This window comes from Senimuribacter intestinalis, assembly GCF_943192965.1.
Taxonomy (GTDB): domain Bacteria; phylum Bacillota; class Clostridia; order Peptostreptococcales; family Anaerovoracaceae; genus Senimuribacter; species Senimuribacter intestinalis.
This window is the reverse complement of the sequence record NZ_CALPCF010000025.1, coordinates 1-17,457: the sequence shown is the minus strand read 5'-3', so window position 1 is coordinate 17,457 and position 17,457 is coordinate 1. Positions and strand designations below refer to the sequence as shown.

Sequence of the window (17,457 nt, the reverse complement as noted above, 5' to 3'; positions counted from 1 at the left end):
TACAAAAAACGCTTAGAAGATGGCGGTTTTCATGGGGTGGACGCCGGATATCCAAAAAAATCTTGAGATTATGGCGCGCCGGTTTCTCTGCAGCACAGGCTATTACATATTAATCATATTAAATCAGATTGAACTGCATCCCGGCATTTAATCTGGATTCTTTTTCACTTCAATGTGAAATAATCTCTTTGATTTTGTCTTGCACTATTGCCTTATATTTACATTAAAGTGGTGCGGATTTTTATATTCTATCGATAAAACTTCTTTTTTGCAAAAAAATTGTCGAAATTTCAAAAAGTACCCTGAGAGTTCCTTTTCAAAATGGTAAAAAAGAGATACACTAAAGGAACCGCTATTTAGCGAAAAACAAAAAGAAAGCGAGAAGGAGAGTTGACAGAAAAAGAACTTTCAGAAAGAAGAGCAGTACTTTGTGAGAAATATGACAAGATACTGGGATTAACTTATCACTTTGGTGTGGCAGACAGCGACAGAGATGATGTTGTGCAGGAAGTGTTTGTTGCAGCTTATTTACATTTGCATCAGCTGCGGGACATAGAGAGCATGGATTCTTGGTTGTATAAAATTGCCATGAGAAAAGCGGGACGAATCGGAAGGAAAAGTAAAAGGCGAGAAGACAAAGAGCTTTTGTACGAGTCCTGTGAGCAGGAGCTTGACAGGATTAGCGCAGAAGAATATGCGTCAAAGATAGACTTCAGCGATGAAGACATCTTTGAAATGGTAAATAGTCTAAAGCCGCCAGCGCCGGAAATAATCAGACTCCGCTATGTATCGGAATTGAGTATGGTGGAGATAGCAAAGCTTTTAAAGATGAATTACAATTCGGTGAAAACGATAGAACGCAGAGCGAAAAAAGAACTGGAGAAAATGATAAGTGAGGGAAAGCATGAAACGAAAAGAGAGAGAAAACATGAAGAAGAACGAGCAGAAGTTTATGGAGGAGATAGGAGCGGCACTGAAGAGACACGAAAAGAAGACAAAACTAGACGCAGAGGTGTTGGAAGGCTGGGTCGCAGCTGCCAAGGAAAGGAGTAGGGCTAGAAAGAGGAAGTATATGGCTGCGATATCCTGTGTTGTGATTGTTTGCGCAGGTACTTTTAGTGCAATGAACTTGCTGGTGCCGGATGCTGCAATTGCTGGGAAAAACGGTCCGGTTACAATGGAGGATGGAAACAGCACAATTGTAAAAAATAATGCTGAAGACCCGGGAGCAAACTTAGGCGGCGATACGATGATTGAAACAGAATGGGATAAGGTTGCAACCGTAAAGAAAAACTATCCAGACTTGCTGATTCCAGGCTATGTGCCAGAGGGATATGAGTTTAAAGAACTACGGGTAGAAGTGACGGAGTTTTTTAATTCATATAGTTATACATATGAAAAGGAAAAATCGGCATTACGATTTACACAGATAACCAGTACAGATTTAACGATTATTAAAAACTATAGTTATAGTTTTATATCTAATTCTGGAGTGGAAATAAAGATAAAAGAGGATGAAGAAATTAGTGCAAGCTTTATTATAGACGATAATACATATACGATTATTGGGAATTTAAAAGAGGAGGAGTTTGCCGAGATAGCAGATAGCCTAGAGAAATGATAAAGTTAGGCTTTAAAATAGATCAGAGTAGGAAGTGGAAGTATATTTGCTGCCTCGGTCGTATTCGTCCACGGAAACGCATTTAATTCTATAGACTACACCTTTTTTTACGGTCCATTCATCGTAGGTTAATACACTAGCTTTATTTGAACCAGTATACTTAATTGTATTACCAGTAACATCGGTAGCAGTCACCCAGCTGCTACCGGATTTTTTTTGCAGCGTAATGGTTACTGTATATTTGTCTGCGGTGGATGAAAATGTAATTGCAGCACCAGCAGCAGCTTTAGTATCGCTAATTCTTTTAGTGGTAAATCCAACAGTGGAGGTACTATATGTCGAACCTGTATCTGCAGAGGCAAAAACAGATGTCATTCCAAGGGTTAGAGCGAGCATGAGAAACATGCAGACGAATTTTTTTTTCATGGTTTTCCTTTCAATCATTGATAAGAGTAAACTTTCGCAAGGCAAGTATATCTTGCCTTGTTTTTATTGTCAACTTTTAAGAAACCATTGGCAAACACAAGGAAAAATGCGCGCTAAAAGTAGTCTGAAATGCATATATTTGAAGAAAATCATCAAAATATGCACGCAGTTGTGCGTAAAATTTGAAAAAACCTTTATAATATGCACAAATGGGATGTCTGGATGAAAAATATCAATTCAATCAGAATGAAAAGGTGCATATTTTTTCTGATTTCTTTAAAAATCTGCACAGATTGATGAAGAAACGTGCATATATTGAGGAAAAATCTGGATTTTATGCATGCCAGAGGGCACGAGCAGAATTCTTTCTGAGATAAAATGATACGGGAATCGTTTTCACAGGCTTGCCGTGACGAGCAGCAAAAGAAAAACAACAAAATACAGTGCTTTACATCTGCATACCAGTAAGAGAGCAGAAAGTGTGCAGACTTTAGCTCTTTGTGAGGCTGCTGTGCATGTGAAAATATGGATTTGCCATCCACGTAGGTTTTCTTGCACTTCAGATTTATAGGAATATTCAGTAAAACTAGTTTTTTTACCAAAAAAACTAAAACCGGATATATACCCGGGGGGGGGGGTAACATATAATGGTATAAAATATATTTTATATCTTTAATCGAGTAAGGGAGCGAAAAATGGAAAAAACAAAAAAGAAATTCCAAGTACCACACGTGTACGCATTACTCACAGGCCTTATTATTTTATGTGCAATTCTAACGTATATTGTTCCGGCAGGGGCCTATGATATGATGGTGCTGGACGATGGCAGAGAAGTTGTAGACCCTGATACTTTCCGCTATATTGATCAGACGCCGGTGGATCTGATGGGCACTATGAGCGCTGTATTCAGGGGAATGCTGGGAGCAGCTGATATCGTATTTCTGATTTTTATCTTTGGTGCGTGCTTTGGCGTAATCGGGGATACAGGAGCGATTGAGGCAGGACTTGTCAAAGTTTCTAAAGCTCTTGCAGGAAAAGAACTTTTTATCATTCCGGTTATGATGTTCATTTTCTCACTGATGGGAGCGATCATCGGTTCAGCAGAGGATTTACTGCCGTATATTCCAATCTGCGTAAGTCTTTGCCTCGCATTAGGCTTTGACTCTATCACCGGTACAGCTATCGTACTTTGCGGCGGTGCTGCAGGCTTTGGCGGCGCCTTTATGAACGCATATACAGAGGGCGTTGCGCAAAGTATTGCGGGACTTCCGATGTTCTCTGGACTGGGATACAGAATTGTTGTGTATGTATCTATGGTAGTTGTTACAGTTGCATTTGTTATGATTTATGCACGCAGAGTCAAAAAGAATCCGACCCTTTCCAGAATGTATGAAGAAGATCAGAAGAGAGAGGACAAACTGGAACTGGATGAGGAATTGCATCCGTTTGGAATCAGACAGAAACTGGTTCTGCTGGCACTGCTGATTACCATTGTTCTTCTTGCGTATGGAACTATTCAGTGGGGCTGGTACTTTAATGAAATTGCGGGACTTTTCTTTGGTCTGGCGATTGTGTCAGCTATCATTGGCGGCATGTCAGTCAATGAGTTTGCAGAATCTATTTCCAACGGAATGGCTGGAATTTGCGGAGGCGCATTAGTTTGTGGTTTCGCCAGAGGTATCATGGTAGTGCTGACAGACGGCAATATCATCCATACACTGCTGCATGCAACTGCAAATATCCTGATGCAGCTGCCTTCAGTGATTTCCGCAGTTGGTATGTATATTTTCCAGTGCTTACTGAACTTTATCATTCCATCTGGTTCCGGTCAGGCTGCAGTGTCCATGCCGATTATGGCGCCGCTTGCTGATATGGTAGGTGTAACCCGTCAGACTGCAACGCTGGCATTCCAGCTGGGTGATGGTATCTCCAATATCTTTACACCGACATCCGGCTACTTTATGGCAGCCTTGGCACTTGCAAAGATTCCTTGGGAAAAGTGGGCAAGATGGATTCTGCCGTTAATTGGAATTCAATACTTATTAGGCGCAATTCTGGTTGTAATTGCACACTTAATGCAGTGGGGACCGTTCTAAGAACGACATACTGGAGTGAAATTTAAGAGGTGAGTAAAATTATGAAAACATATACGAGCCTTGTGAGAAAGACCGATGAAAAAATCGGTCTTTTTCACAAGGAGCTGATGGCTCTTAGTGATGATTTGGCAGATCATCCGGAAGTAGGCGGTCAGGAATACCGAACTACAGAAAAAATGACTGCCCTTCTTAGAGAAAAAGGATTTACCGTGACATATCCTTTTGCGGGCTTGGAAACAGCATATAAGGCGGTTTTTGGAAATAATGACCATAAATATAAAATTGCGCTGCTTGCAGAATATGATGCACTTCCAGAACTGGGGCACGCCTGCGGACATTGCCTCAGCGGCTCTATTAGTATACTTGCAGGTATCGCACTTTCTGCACTGCAGGACGATTTGGGTGTGGATATTCATATCATTGGAACCCCTGACGAGGAGTATAACGGCGGTAAACCGAAGATGATTCGCACCGGTGCTTTTGATGATTATGATATGGCGATGATGATACACCTTTACGATGCCAATCAGGTTTATACGAAGCTGCGGGCGCTGGATACCTATACCTATTATTTTCATGGGAAAGCAGCCCATGCTTCGGCGGCACCTTGGGATGGACATAATGCCTTTAATGCCTGTCAGCTGTTCTTTCATGCGATCGATATGCTTAGGCAGCACGTGAAAACGGATATCCAAATACACGGCATTATCAGAAATCCGGGAGAAGCGCCGAATATTGTGCCGGAGGAAGTATCTGCAGAACTTTACATTCGCGGATTTGACAGACCTTATCTGAATCAGGTCAACAAGATGATTGATGACTGTGCAGCGGGTGCTGCTATTGCAACCCAGACTACCTGGGAGAAGAAAGCAACTGCAGAAAGGTACGATAATCTGCTGATTTTACCCTTTGGTAATGCTCTGCTTGCAGAAACCTATGAGGAAATGGGACTTACTTTAAACGGCAATCCCGAAGAACTCTTTGGGTCTTCCGACTGCGGCAATGTAAGCTTTGTCTGCCCAGTCTTTCATCCGACCTTGCAGGTGGTGGACAAAGGCGTGCCAATACATACCAGAGAATTTGCCGATGCTATGAAGACAGACAGAGCACACAAGGCACTGGCGACTGGTGCGGGTATCATTTGCCGCCATGTGATTAAAATGCTGGCGGATGAAGAAAACTTAAAGAAACTGAAAACAGAATTTGAGGAGAAGAAGGCATGATGTACGTAAGAGCATTTTTACCTGCGATTTTGGCGTTGCTGGCATTTCTGATGTTGCTTCGCTATGGTTTTAATAAAAATGCGCTGATTCTCGGTGCTAGTGGCGCTATGGCGGTGTATTTGCTGGCAGAAGCCAGACTTAGTCTAGTTTCTACTGTCAATGGAGCAGCACTAACTTTTACACTGGTCTATGCTATAATTGCTATTATGAATATGAGGAAGAATAAAAGAGGTAAATAGATATGATGGATTTACTGATTATAAACGGGCGTTACCCTGACTTTCAGGCGGCACAAATAAAGAAAGCCAATATCGGTGTTCGTAATGGGAAAATTGTTTATTTAGGGGAAGATATGCCCGAGGCAAAGAAGACCTTAGATGCGATGAACCAAATTGTATCGCCAGGCTTTATTGATATTCATATGCATGAAGATGATTTGCTGGGAGAAGATGCAGAATATATAATCGGAAATATGATGCTGAAGATGGGAGTGACGACGGCCTGTGGCGGAAACTGCGGCATACAGAGGCAGAGGCTGGCTGAATTCAAAGACCGGGTAGCGAAACTGGGCGGAAGTCCTGTCAATATGGTTATGTTTGCAGGTTACAATCAGATGCGCTATGAACTTGGATTGGGACATTATGAGCGTGCGAATGAACATCAGAGAGAAAGCCTGCGAACATTGTTAGAAGAAGAGCTGCGGGAAGGCGCTTGCGGTATTTCTTTTGGAATAGAATATGACCCTGCGATAACCTATGACGATATGATGGAAGCGCTGGCATTGCTAAAAGATAAGAGATATCTGGCATCGGCACATTATAGAGAATCCGGCATCGGTGCCATCGAGTCCATAGAGGAAATGCAGCGTTTATCAAAGGACAGCGGTGTAAAGTTTCAGATTTCCCATCTGTCTAGCTGCTCTGCGACCGGGCAGATGGAAGAGTCTCTGGCTCTCATTGATAAACTGATTAGCGAAAATCCGCTGCTGGATTTTGATACTTATCCGTATAACGCCTTTTCAACCTTGATAGGCAGTGAGGTATTTGAAGAGGAATGCCTGAATCAGTGGTGTGAGGATATCAGCGCCATTATGCTGACAAAAGAACCTTATAAAAACACCTATTGCACAAAAGAAATTTTAGACGAGGCGAGAGAAAAATATCCTGACATGATGGCGGTGGGCTTTATTATGAATGAAGAAGAAATTTCTGCAGCAATCTCCAGTGAACACGGTATGATTGGCAGCGATGGAATTCTCTTTGGCGGTGATGGACACCCGCGCGCTTCAGGCACTTTTCCCAGAGTTCTGGGGAAATATGTAAGAGAAGAAAAGGTGATTTCTTTACTTGACGCTCTTGCCAAAATGACCGTCAGACCGGCAGATAGATTGTCTTTATCGGACAAAGGAAGAATAGAACTTGGCGCTGATGCGGATTTGACTATTTTTGATGAAACGACTATAATAGATGGTGCCACCTATGAAAATATCGACGTGCAGCCTGAGGGGATAAGCTATGTCATCATAGGCGGTGAAATTGCTATGCAGCATAAAGAAATCGTCAGTGATAGACTTGGACGGTTTATCAGTTTTCATCAGAGAGAAGATTAGAATGAACAAAGAACACTATTTACAAAAAACGAGTATTGTTTGTTTGCTGGCGCTGCTCTGCTGTTTCTTGTGGGGCAGCGCATTTCCATGTATTAAAATCGGCTACCGGCTTTTTGCCATCGAAAGCACAGATACCTGGTCGCAGATTCTTTTTGCGGGTATTCGGTTTACGCTAGCGGGTGTGCTGGTGATTCTGACAGCAAGCGTGCCGCAGAAGAAGATTCTGTTTCCGAAAAAAGGCTCCTGGGGCATGGTGGCAAAAATCAGCATGGCGCAGACCGTAATTCAGTATTTTTTCTTTTATGTGGGGCTTGCCCATACGACAGGAGTAAAAGGTTCTATCATAGAGGGAGCCCATGTTTTTCTGTCGATTCTTATTGCATCACTAATTTTTCATCAGGAAAAAATGACGAAGGCGAAGAGTGCAGGCTGTGTTATCGGGTTTTCCGGTGTGATTTTAGTTAATGTCAGTGGAGCCGAGGGTCTTGGCGGCGGTCTTGCGCTCAATGGTGAGGGGTTTCTGCTCATTGCTTGCGTGTCTTATGCCTTTTCCTCGGTACTTGTAAAACTTTATTCTGCAAAGGAAAGTCCGGTGGTGCTCAGTGGATATCAGTTCATGATGGGCGGCGTGATTATGACGGCTGCAGCATGGATTGGCGGAGGCCATTTGACGGTAACAAGCCTGTGGGCATATCCAATGATGGTTTATATGGCATTGATTTCGGCAGTAGCATACTCCGTTTGGGGCGTGCTCCTCAAATATAATCCGGTTTCAAAGGTCACCGTCTTCGGCTTTACCACGCCGGTGTTTGGCGTTGTGCTTTCCGCGCTGTTTCTTACAGAAAGTGGGCAGATTCCGTGGGTACAGAGTCTTGTTGCGCTGTTGTGTGTCTGCGCCGGCATTTTCATTGTCAATCGCGGAGAAACATTAGAAAACACAGATTGACTATAAATTAACAAAGAATTGATTTTTTTTTGACAATTTGAGGAAACTGTATTGATTTCAATACAGTTTTTGTTATAATAGTAGTAAGTGGTTTTATACTGCGGCTTGATTATTAGAACTTTGAATCATAAGAAAGGAACATATTACTATGAACGTTTATGAAGAATATCGTGCGAAACTTCGCACCGCAGAAGAAGCAGTTAAAGTTGTTAAAGACGGAGACTGGGTTGACTACAGCCAGACGTGTTCTTTTCCGGAAGCGCTGGACCGTGCGCTGGCAGGAAGAGTAGGAGAAGTAAAGGACGTTAAAGTCAGACATGCAATCAGCATGAAACCGGTTCAGATTGTAGAGCAGGATCCAAATCAGGAATCCTTTACTTATAACCTGTGGCATACTTCCGGTCTTGATCGTAAATACTGCGACCAGGGCAGAGCATATTACTCCCCAATGCTGTTCAGACACTGCGGCAGATATTATACGAAGGGTTTTGCGCCAGTAGATGTTGCAATGATTACAGTAGCTCCAATGGATGAGCACGGCAACTTCAACTACGGTCTGACTAACTGCTGTCTGCAGGAGATGCTGGATCAGGCAAAGACCATTATCCTGGAAGTAAATCCGAATATGCCGAAGATTTACGGTAAATGCACAGATCATATCCATATTTCTCAGGTTGACTATGTTGTTGAATCTGATGCTGAGCTTGCAACTACACCAGTAGGCAAGGCTTCCGACATCGACAAACAGATTGCAGAATATATCTTCCCTTACCTGGAAGACGGAATTACACTGCAGCTGGGTATCGGCGGCATGCCTGATTGCCTGGGCATGCTCATTGCAGAGTCCGACCTGAAAGACTTAGGCATGCATACTGAACTGATGTCTAACGGATATCTGAAATTATATCAGTCCGGTAAAATGACTGACAGAAGAAAGAACATTGACAAGGGCAAAGGCGTATTCTCTATCTGCAGCGGTTCCAGAGAACTGTACGATTTCTTAAACGAAAACCAGATGATCGTATCTGCACCGATGGCATACGTAAATGACCCGGCCACCCTGAGACAGCACGAGAAATTCGTTTCTATCAACAGCTGTATTTCTATGGACCTTTATGGACAGGTATGCTCCGAAACAGCAGGTACCCGTCACATCAGCGGTACCGGCGGACAGCTGGACTTCGTAACAGGTGGTCTGGAGTGCCCGAATGGAAAAGCATTTCTTGCATTCCCTTCAAGCCGTGTTGACAAAGAAGGCAACCGTCACTCCAACATCTTCCCTAAGTTCACGCAGGGTGATGTAATTACAACACCGAGAACGCAGGCACCTTATATGGTAACTGAATACGGTGTAGCAGTACTTCCTGGCAAAGCAACTTGGCAAAGAGCTGAAGCCATCATTGACATTGCGCATCCTGACTGCCGCGAGGATTTAATTAAGGCTGCTGAAGAACAGAGAATTTGGAGAAGAAGCAACAAACGTTAATTTGTGTGAATTTTTCCATCCCAATAATAAAACCGTCCCTCTCAAAGATGAGCAATCGAGAGGGGCGGTTTTATTATTGGGATTGTGCCCATTTTTCAAGAAGAACTTTTATAATACCAGCCAGAGGAACTGCCAGAATCATCCAGAGAAGACCTCCAACGGCTCCGGCTGCGGATACAGAGATTAGAACGAAGAATGGGTGCAGCCCAGTGGATTTTCCAATGATACGCGGATAAATAAAATTCGATTCTACTTGTTGAACGGCAAAAAGCGCCAGCGCAGCAAGTATAGCTTTGGAAAGTCCGCCCTGAGCCAGTGCAATTAGGGATGCGGGAATAATACCGATGACTGGACCGAAGTAGGGAATTACGTTAGCTATGCCAGCAAAACAACCGATAAACACAGAAAAGTCAACGCCAATCAGTGCAAGCGCAAGTGACGATAAAAAGGCGACAATGACCGAATCTACAAAGACGCCTCGCAGAAATGCAGAGACGACGTCGTTTATGGAAAAAGCAATTTCTCTGAGAATGCCGTGCGCTTTTTGACCCAAAAAAAGGTGCAGTCCCTTGTTGCACAAGCGAAGAAAGAAATCCTTATCTTTCAAAAGGTACATAGCAGCAACGGCGCCGATAAAAAATTTTGTAAGACCGCTTCCGAGGCTTTGTACCATCAGTACTACATCAGCTTGACCGAAAGATATGCCAAATAGCTGCCTGATTAGGGATTTATACTCTTCATAGTAGGCTTGCAGTGAAGTGACGATACTTTGTAGAGACCCTGCTGTTAGATGGTCGCAGGCGATATCAGCAAAGCCAACGGCTAGCAGGCAAAATGTGCCTGCCACAGTCAGATAAGCAAGAAGAACGCAAAGAAAACGCTTGGCTGAAAGTTTTTTCTCCAGCCAGCAGACATAAGGATCCAGAATATAGGCGATGGCGATGCCGAGAAATGCGGGGACCAAAGCGCGGCGCAGAAAAAAGAACGCCGTAACGATAAAAAATATGATAAGCAGTTTTAACATAGTTTGCGGAAACCTCCTGAAAATAGTATGTTAGAATAACAGGAAAATATAAAAGATAAAGCTGAAAATTTTAGAGGTAGGCAAAGTAAATTCTGCGGTAGAGACAGGAGAATAAAAGGTGACTTAGGTATTGTGAGAATCTATTGAAAATCACTGGTATAGAAGCATTTTTTATGTTTCAAAAAAAGAACAAAAAACTTTGCATAAGGGTGTTGACGAAAACATTCTTCCGCTGTATTATGATAGCAGAAAAAGGGTTACCCATCAGGTAGGAATTGAGAACTGAAGGTGTAACCAAAAAATTGTACCAATTTTGTATACAAGATACAGAATTCAATACACTACCCCTAAATATGATTAATTAACAGTAAAGGAGAACATTGAACATGAGTAATGCATGGGAAGGCTTCAAATCAGGAGCATGGGAAACTACAATTAACGTGGATGATTTTATCAACACTAACTATACTCCTTATGATGGAGACGAAAGTTTCTTAGCAGGTCCGACTGCAAGAACTACAGAAGTGAACGACAAAGTAAAGAAACTGCTGGTTGAAGAAAGACACAACGGCGGTACTCTGAAAGTTGACGCAAGCAGAATCATGAGAATCAACGCTTTTGATCCTGGCTACATTATTGAAGGAAAGGACCTGATTGTAGGTCTGCAGACTGATGAACCTTTGAAGAGAGGTATCTGCCCGTTTGGTGGAATCAAAATGGTAAGAGAGGAAGTTGCTGAATATGGCGAAAAACTTCCTGAAGAAGTAGAATTCATGTTCAACTATGTAACTTCTCATAACGATGGTGTATTTAAGGCTTATTCCCCTGAAATGAGAAAAGCAAGACACCTGGGATATATCACAGGACTTCCTGATGCATACGGCAGAGGCCGAATCATCGGTGACTACAGAAGAGCGGCACTGTATGGTATCGACAGACTGATCGAAGCAAAGCAGATTGACCACGACGAAATCGCATCAAGACCTATCATGAGCGAAGAAAATGTAAGACTGGCTGAAGAAATCTGGAACCAGATTGCTGCTCTGAAAGAAATCAAGAAAATGGCTGAAAAGTACGGCTATGACATTTCCAAGCCAGCAACTGACGTAAGAGAAGCAATTCAGTGGACTTACTTCGCTTACCTTGCAGGTATCAAAGAAGAAAATGGCGCAGCAATGTCTCTGGGAAGAACAGCTACTTTTATCGACGTTTATGCTGAAAGAGACCTGGCAAGCGGAAAATATACAGAAGAACAGATTCAGGAATTCATTGATGACTTTATTCTGAAGCTGAGAGTTGCAAGACATCTGAGAACTACTGAATACAACGAACTGTTTGGCGGAGACCCTATGTGGATTACAGAAGGTCTGGGCGGCGTAGGCGCTGACGGCAGACACAGAGTTACTAAGATGACTTACAGATATCTGAACACTTTATACAACCTGGGTGCTGCACCGGAACCAAACCTGACAGTTCTCTGGTCCAAAGACCTGCCTGAACCGTTCAAAAAGTTCTGTGCACAGGTTTCCATCGACACAGACTCCATTCAGTACGAAAACGACGACAAGATGAGACCGGCTTATGGCGAAGACTACTCCATCGCTTGCTGTGTATCCGCAATTCAGATGGGACAGCAGATGCAGTTCTTCGGCGCAAGATGTAACCTGGCTAAGTGCTTACTGCTGGCTATCAACGGCGGTATCGACGAAAGAACCGGCGAGCACATCGGACCTCAGATGGAATCCATGCCGGATGGTCCTTTAGACTTTGATGAAGTATGGAGAAGATACAACATTTATCTGGAATGGCTCATGAGCGTATATGCTAGAATCATGAACATTATCCACTTCATGCACGATAAATATGACTACGAAAGATCCCAGATGGCATTCTTGGATTCTGAAGTGAAGAGACTGATGGCGTTTGGTGTTGCAGGTTTCTCTGTAGCAGCTGACTCTCTGTCTGCAATCAAATATGCTAAGGTTACTCCAATCAGAGATGAAAACGGCGTAATCGTTGACTTTGAAACTGAGGGTGATTTCCCTAAATACGGAAACGACGATGACAGAGTAGATGAACTGGCAGTTAAGATTTCCGAAAAATCCATTCAGGAACTGAGAAAACAGCCGGCTTACAGAAACGCTGTAACAACTCTTTCCGTACTGACTATCACTTCCAACGTTATGTACGGTAAGAAGACCGGTAACACGCCTGACGGAAGAAGAGCTGGAACTCCGTTTGCGCCAGGTGCAAACCCAATGCACTGCAGAGATAACCACGGTGCAGTTGCATCCTTAAACTCTGTAGCTAAGATTGACTGGGATACTTGCCAGGATGGTATTTCTAATACATTCAGCATTACACCGGATTCCCTTGGTAAAGACAGAGAAGACAGAAAAGAAACTCTGGTTAAACTGCTCAGCGGATACTTTGGTCAGGGTGCACACCACCTGAACGTAAACGTGCTGAACAGAGAAGTGCTGATGGATGCTTATGAAAATCCAGACAAATATCCTTCACTGACAATTCGTGTATCCGGTTATGCAGTAAGATTTAACGCATTATCCAAAGCACACCAGAAGGAAGTTATCGACAGAACATTCCACGAAGGACTGTAAAGATTATGACGCAAAAGGGAATATCGCGGAGCGGTATTCCCTTTTTAAAGATGGGAGGATTACAGTATGAACATGGGATTGCTGCACTCCATAGAAACCTTTGGAGCAGTTGATGGTCCTGGTATTAGAACTGTGTTTTTTCTGCAGGGCTGCCCGGCAAGGTGTGCTTATTGCCATAATCCGGACACCTGGCGCACTGGCGGCGGACACCGCGCTACGGTTGGTGAAATTGTTGCCCGTGCAAAGAGGGGAATTCCGTACTATGGAGAAGACGGCGGCGTGACTTTTTCAGGAGGAGAGCCGCTTATGCAGGGGAAATTTGTGTCTGAGGCAATCAATGCGCTAAAAGAAGAAGGAATCGGCAGTGCCATTGATACCAGCGGAACCTATTTTGACAAAGACTCCGAGGCTGCTATTGCAGTGGCAGATTTGATTCTTTTGGACATTAAACACGTGGATTCGGAGGAGTTTCATAACCTGACCGGAAGGTATCAGGAAACTTTATTTAAAGTTATTGACGCCATTAACCGCTTTGGAAAACATGTGTGGATTAGACAGGTGATTATGCCAGGATATAACGATACAGAAGCGTATATCGAAAGTCTCAATGGCTTCCTGCGCCGCATTAAATATGTGGACAAGGTGGAACTTCTGGGATACCATAACATGGCAGTTAACAAGTACAAAAAACTTGACATTCCGTATAAGCTGGCGGATATGCCGCCGATGAACAAACAGCGACTTATGCAACTTAATGAATTGGTTAGAAAATAAAGAAGAGAACCGGCGAGGAGTATCCTGCCGGTTCTTTTATCAGTATAAGGTTGATATAGTTAAGCTTCTAATGCTTCCAGAGCCTCTTTCTGCTCTCTTTCTCTTTCGCTGAGTATCTTTTGGTATTCTTCTTCGCTCATCTTGGTCATGGTAATGCCGGTGTAGCCGAAGATAATGGAAACTACAGGATTTAACCAGTTGAGAATTGCATACGGAATATAACCGCTTCCTACGCCCAAGAAGGATCTCATGGTTGCGCCGCAGGTGTTCCAAGGGAAGAAGTTGGATGTAATAGTTCCGGAGTCTTCCAGACACCTGGACAGGTTCTTTGGTGCCAGTCTCATGTCTTCGAACGCTTCCTTGAACATTCTGCCAGGTAATACTAATGCTAAGTACTGGTCGCAGCAGATTGCGTTTACGAAGATACAGGAGAATTCTGTAGCCAGAACCAGACCGCCTCTGCCTTTTGCTACTTTCAGCAGCAGCCCTGCAAAGGTGCCCATGATGCCAGTTACATCTACGATACCGCCGAAACACATTGCGCAAAGAATGATGGAAATGGTCCAGAACATGCCCTGCATGCCGTCACAGGACAGTAAGCTTGCTAGCTCTTGAATGATTGCCGATGCATCATCAGAGACTGAACCCATAGCAACACCGTTATTTAAAATATTGAAAATGTTTGCAGTTAAGTCGTCATCGATAGCAGCTTCGATATATGGTCTGTTCCAGAACATCAGAGGAACACCGATAAATACGCCGCCCAGCAGAGATGGTAATGCTGGTAGCTTTAAGATTACTGCAGCAATTACAAATACTGGCGGAACCAAAGCGATAATGCTAATATTGGAAGATGCTTCAATAAATGCAGTAATCTCGTTCAATACACCAAGGTCTGGTGCATTGGAGGAAGAATGCATGAATCCCATAACAGCATATGCAACCAGTGCGACTACTAAAGATGTACCGGTGGTATAAATCATATGCTTAATGTGATCGAACAAAGTAGCGCCTGCCATAGCTGGAGCCAGATTTGTGGTATCGGACAGCGGAGACATTTTGTCTCCAAAGTAAGCACCGGATACTACGGCACCAGCAGTCATAATAGAAGGAAATCCCAGTGCGGTACCTACACCAATCAGTGCAACACCCATGGAGCCAGCCGTGGACCAGGAAGAACCGGTCGCCAGAGATACGATAGCACAAAGGATACAAGCAGTTACCAGGAAAATGCTCGGGCTGATAACCTTGATACCATAGTACATCATGGAAGGAATTGTGCCTGCAGCCATCCAAGAAGCAATCATACATCCTACGATTGCAAGAATTAAGCAAGCTTGCATAGAACGGTTGATGGAGGCAAGAATACCTTTTTCAAGATAAGCCCATTTCCAGCCGTTTGCAGCAGCAACGATGCCGCCGACGCAGGCGGCTAAGATTAATGCGATATGAGGCTCTCCACCTGTGTCTTTCAAAATAGACCACATCAGCAGACCGACCATCGCAAGAATGACAATTAAGCATTGCCATAAAGGAATCTTTCTACCCATAAATAAGTCCTCCTTAAAAATAAAATCAAGTAAAAAATCCTAGGCTATATAGCCATTTTTATTATAATTCTGAAAAAAAGATTTGTCAAGTTAATTAAAATTCTCAGTCACATTCTTGAATGTATATCCTGTGCATAAAATGCATTGAGTTTACAAACATATGCGGCATTAAAAACAAGAAATAAAGTTACATGTAATCAATGACGAAAAAAGAGATCAGAGATTTTTGTATATACATATACAAAAATATGAAATAAAATGACAAAAATGATTAAAAAAATTTTTTTTAACAAGGATAGACAACCGGGGAAGTATATTCAGGAATTATATGTAAGAAAAATCTCCAATGGTAATGCCGGGAAAGAGAGATGAAAAGCGCTGAAGGATTCAGAAAAAAAACAATAGATAAAAGAGAAAAAAGTACTGTCAACCGTAATTGAAAAAGTCCAAAAATAAGTGCAATATTAGCACCAAAAAGCAAGGGTTACCGTGAGCAGTTAAACAGCCCAGGTTGCTTCGTTACCATACATAGCGTAGACATGTTTCATAAAGTTATCTTTGCGCCAAGGATGATGCATAGGCGGGATATTTTGCTTCTTTGGCTTCTTCGCTGCTGCAAGTTCTTTTTCTGTATTGAAATTCCGAGATACTTCTTCATGCAACGGAATCTCTTCCAAGGCGTAAATTCGCCCGTTTACGTTGCAAAACAGCCTGCCGCTAAGGGTCTGCGCTACCAGCACCTGCGTTCCTTTGTAGTAGTTTGTATGCATGCCGGATTCATCCAACATTTTGTACCGATGGTTGTTGAACCGAATGGAATGACCGGCATCCACTATACGGGGTGTGAGCAAGGAAAGAAACAGGTCGATTTTGTCTTTTGAGGGTTGTGTTTCAAATACAGACGTGGTAGGATTAAGGGGTAGAGCGAACTGTGCGTTGAATTTCTTTATGTAGGAGTGAAGGAATTCATTTGCCTGCTCCAGGGTTTTCACGCCTGCCAGTCGTAATTCGACAGGCAGGCGTGATTGTAAGGTTTTAAAAAGACGTTCAACTCTGCCCTTGGCTTGTGGTATACTGGTTGTTTTTAAATCGACACCGAATTGCTTGCATGCATAAGCAAACTGCGTAAATGTATCATTCTCCAAATTTGGAGAATTTTTCTTTTTGTATTCAAATACGGTTCTGCGGTCAGTGTAGAACATATAGGGAATGCCATAATTTTCAAGAATTTGGCGGAAGACGTGGTAGTATCCATGTAAGGTTTCCTGGCTGTCAAAATATGCGCCGACAAGGGTTCCCGTGGCATCGTCAATGGCGGCATGCAGATGGCTTTTGTTTTCGCCAAACCAAAGATGTACAGACGCATCCATTTGAATCATCTCACCGGCATAGGAACATCTGGCTCTGGTAGGATGTGCATCTTCCAGGTCAACGATTGCAGTCTGAAGGCTTTCTTTTTCTGTCTTTGATGTTGCAGTATCCTTTTGGTTTTTTAGCTTGTCTTTGAGTTTCCTGCGAGTCCGTTTCCATGCAAGGGGAGAGAGAATGTCATGAGAGTAAAGCAGATTTCTGACGGTTCCCTCTGAGACCCGGATATCTTCATTCTCAGCCAATTTTTCTGTGAAATGCGTAAGGTTCGAATCATAGTATTTGTTCTGGTAGAGAAGCAGGATAGACTCTTTTAACTCCTCAGAGAGAGCAGATGCAGGTCTTCTGCCTTTGTTTCCGTGGGAAAAGAATTCTTTTCCCTGCGTCTCATAACCTTTGAGCATTCGGTTTACGTGGCGGACGGTACAGCCTAGCTCGACGGCAGCTCTTTTTTTGTTTCCGTTTGTTTCTTTTAGCTTTTTAATCACTTCGTACTTTTTCTGTTCTTTCATTCTAAGTTCAACCTTTCTGATAAAAACCACCTCCGAAGAGATAGTTTACTATGATATGTGTTTTTTAGGAATCTTTTTGAGACATTTTCTCTTGCGCTTTCTTAAGACATTGTCACTTTTGGAGCAGAAAGACATGAAAAAAGAGAAAAAGGTACTTGACGGAAGGGGAAAAGGGTGATATATTAAGAAAGCTGTCTTGCAGGG

The 17,457-nt window shown here is 43.0% G+C and carries 15 protein-coding genes; 11 read left to right on the top strand and 4 right to left on the bottom strand.

Going from position 1 to position 17,457, the window contains the following annotated elements:
• Positions 1 to 19: 19 nt before the first annotated feature.
• The 3 genes from NFR88_RS15135 (at position 20) to NFR88_RS15150 (ending at position 1,621) form a co-directional block, all read left to right on the top strand.
• The gene (locus tag NFR88_RS15135) at positions 20 to 151 is read left to right on the top strand and encodes a hypothetical protein (protein ID WP_285813911.1); all 132 of its coding nucleotides are present in this window, start codon (positions 20 to 22) and stop codon (positions 149 to 151) included.
• A 239-nt stretch (positions 152 to 390) separates the two neighbouring features.
• The gene (locus NFR88_RS14675) at positions 391 to 1,053 is read left to right on the top strand and encodes an RNA polymerase sigma factor (RefSeq protein WP_251617136.1); all 663 of its coding nucleotides are present in this window, start codon (positions 391 to 393) and stop codon (positions 1,051 to 1,053) included.
• Positions 953 to 1,621 carry a DUF4367 domain-containing protein gene (locus NFR88_RS15150; protein WP_307726240.1) on the top strand — a complete coding sequence of 223 codons (669 nt, stop codon included), beginning with the start codon at positions 953 to 955 and terminating at the stop codon, positions 1,619 to 1,621. Before NFR88_RS14675 ends, NFR88_RS15150 begins: the two co-directional genes overlap by 101 nt.
• Before the next feature lie 12 nt (positions 1,622 to 1,633).
• Here NFR88_RS15150 and NFR88_RS14665 read toward each other — a convergent pair whose 3' ends face one another.
• Positions 1,634 to 2,047: a hypothetical protein gene (locus tag NFR88_RS14665; RefSeq protein ID WP_251617134.1), complete on the bottom strand. Its 414-nt coding sequence runs from the start codon at positions 2,045 to 2,047 to the stop codon at positions 1,634 to 1,636.
• Between the two features lie 695 nt (positions 2,048 to 2,742).
• Between NFR88_RS14665 and NFR88_RS14660 the strand changes: the two genes are divergently transcribed.
• The 6 genes from NFR88_RS14660 to NFR88_RS14635 all read left to right on the top strand — a co-directional run bounded on the left by NFR88_RS14660 (position 2,743) and on the right by NFR88_RS14635 (position 9,407).
• Positions 2,743 to 4,143: a YfcC family protein gene (locus NFR88_RS14660; protein WP_251617132.1), complete on the top strand. Its 1,401-nt coding sequence runs from the start codon at positions 2,743 to 2,745 to the stop codon at positions 4,141 to 4,143.
• Between the two features lie 41 nt (positions 4,144 to 4,184).
• The gene (locus NFR88_RS14655) at positions 4,185 to 5,366 is read left to right on the top strand and encodes a M20 family metallopeptidase (RefSeq protein WP_251617130.1); all 1,182 of its coding nucleotides are present in this window, start codon (positions 4,185 to 4,187) and stop codon (positions 5,364 to 5,366) included.
• Positions 5,363 to 5,605, top strand: a complete 243-nt coding sequence (locus NFR88_RS14650) for a hypothetical protein (RefSeq protein WP_160201787.1) — start codon at positions 5,363 to 5,365, stop codon at positions 5,603 to 5,605. The genes NFR88_RS14655 and NFR88_RS14650 overlap by 4 nt, the downstream gene beginning before the upstream one ends.
• A gap of 2 nt (positions 5,606 to 5,607) precedes the next feature.
• Complete coding sequence (locus NFR88_RS14645) at positions 5,608 to 6,975, top strand: amidohydrolase family protein (protein ID WP_160201788.1); 1,368 nt, start codon at positions 5,608 to 5,610, stop codon at positions 6,973 to 6,975.
• Between the two features lies 1 nt (position 6,976).
• A complete protein-coding gene (locus tag NFR88_RS14640) occupies positions 6,977 to 7,921 on the top strand; it encodes a DMT family transporter (RefSeq protein ID WP_160201789.1) in 945 nt (314 codons plus the stop codon).
• A 148-nt stretch (positions 7,922 to 8,069) separates the two neighbouring features.
• Positions 8,070 to 9,407 carry an acetyl-CoA hydrolase/transferase family protein gene (locus NFR88_RS14635; protein ID WP_160201790.1) on the top strand — a complete coding sequence of 446 codons (1,338 nt, stop codon included), beginning with the start codon at positions 8,070 to 8,072 and terminating at the stop codon, positions 9,405 to 9,407.
• Positions 9,408 to 9,480: 73 nt separating this feature from the next.
• Here NFR88_RS14635 and NFR88_RS14630 read toward each other — a convergent pair whose 3' ends face one another.
• Positions 9,481 to 10,431: an AI-2E family transporter gene (locus NFR88_RS14630; protein ID WP_161909483.1), complete on the bottom strand. Its 951-nt coding sequence runs from the start codon at positions 10,429 to 10,431 to the stop codon at positions 9,481 to 9,483.
• Between the two features lie 386 nt (positions 10,432 to 10,817).
• Here NFR88_RS14630 and pflB point away from each other — a divergent pair, with 386 nt between their 5' ends.
• Both pflB and pflA read left to right on the top strand, forming a co-directional pair.
• Positions 10,818 to 13,049, top strand: coding sequence for a formate C-acetyltransferase (gene pflB / locus NFR88_RS14625; RefSeq protein WP_160201792.1), 2,232 nt, complete (start codon positions 10,818 to 10,820; stop codon positions 13,047 to 13,049).
• 66 nt (positions 13,050 to 13,115) lie between these two features.
• Positions 13,116 to 13,823 (top strand): pyruvate formate-lyase-activating protein, encoded by a 708-nt coding sequence (gene pflA / locus NFR88_RS14620; protein WP_160201793.1) that lies wholly within the window; start codon positions 13,116 to 13,118, stop codon positions 13,821 to 13,823.
• Positions 13,824 to 13,882: 59 nt separating this feature from the next.
• On the opposite strand, the gene nhaC is transcribed toward pflA, so the two are convergent.
• Both nhaC and NFR88_RS14610 read right to left on the bottom strand, forming a co-directional pair.
• Positions 13,883 to 15,373, bottom strand: coding sequence for a Na+/H+ antiporter NhaC (gene nhaC, locus NFR88_RS14615; protein ID WP_160201794.1), 1,491 nt, complete (start codon positions 15,371 to 15,373; stop codon positions 13,883 to 13,885).
• Positions 15,374 to 15,870: 497 nt separating this feature from the next.
• Positions 15,871 to 17,253 carry an ISNCY family transposase gene (locus NFR88_RS14610; protein WP_251617127.1) on the bottom strand — a complete coding sequence of 461 codons (1,383 nt, stop codon included), beginning with the start codon at positions 17,251 to 17,253 and terminating at the stop codon, positions 15,871 to 15,873.
• Between the last annotated feature and the right edge of the window lie 204 nt (positions 17,254 to 17,457).

What these genes read in the sequence shown, in the direction of transcription:
- NFR88_RS14645 (WP_160201788.1), top strand. Translation starts at nt 5,608, where the DNA reads ATGATGGATTTACTGATTATAAACGGGCGTTACCCTGACTTTCAGGCG.
- NFR88_RS14630 (WP_161909483.1), bottom strand. Translation starts at nt 10,431, where the DNA reads ATGTTAAAACTGCTTATCATATTTTTTATCGTTACGGCGTTCTTTTTT.
- nhaC (WP_160201794.1), bottom strand. Translation starts at nt 15,373, where the DNA reads ATGGGTAGAAAGATTCCTTTATGGCAATGCTTAATTGTCATTCTTGCG.
- NFR88_RS14640 (WP_160201789.1), top strand. Translation starts at nt 6,977, where the DNA reads ATGAACAAAGAACACTATTTACAAAAAACGAGTATTGTTTGTTTGCTG.
- pflA (WP_160201793.1), top strand. Translation starts at nt 13,116, where the DNA reads ATGAACATGGGATTGCTGCACTCCATAGAAACCTTTGGAGCAGTTGAT.
- NFR88_RS15150 (WP_307726240.1), top strand. Translation starts at nt 953, where the DNA reads ATGGAGGAGATAGGAGCGGCACTGAAGAGACACGAAAAGAAGACAAAA.
- NFR88_RS15135 (WP_285813911.1), top strand. Translation starts at nt 20, where the DNA reads ATGGCGGTTTTCATGGGGTGGACGCCGGATATCCAAAAAAATCTTGAG.
- NFR88_RS14655 (WP_251617130.1), top strand. Translation starts at nt 4,185, where the DNA reads ATGAAAACATATACGAGCCTTGTGAGAAAGACCGATGAAAAAATCGGT.
- NFR88_RS14665 (WP_251617134.1), bottom strand. Translation starts at nt 2,047, where the DNA reads ATGAAAAAAAAATTCGTCTGCATGTTTCTCATGCTCGCTCTAACCCTT.
- NFR88_RS14610 (WP_251617127.1), bottom strand. Translation starts at nt 17,253, where the DNA reads ATGAAAGAACAGAAAAAGTACGAAGTGATTAAAAAGCTAAAAGAAACA.
- pflB (WP_160201792.1), top strand. Translation starts at nt 10,818, where the DNA reads ATGAGTAATGCATGGGAAGGCTTCAAATCAGGAGCATGGGAAACTACA.
- NFR88_RS14650 (WP_160201787.1), top strand. Translation starts at nt 5,363, where the DNA reads ATGATGTACGTAAGAGCATTTTTACCTGCGATTTTGGCGTTGCTGGCA.
- NFR88_RS14635 (WP_160201790.1), top strand. Translation starts at nt 8,070, where the DNA reads ATGAACGTTTATGAAGAATATCGTGCGAAACTTCGCACCGCAGAAGAA.
- NFR88_RS14660 (WP_251617132.1), top strand. Translation starts at nt 2,743, where the DNA reads ATGGAAAAAACAAAAAAGAAATTCCAAGTACCACACGTGTACGCATTA.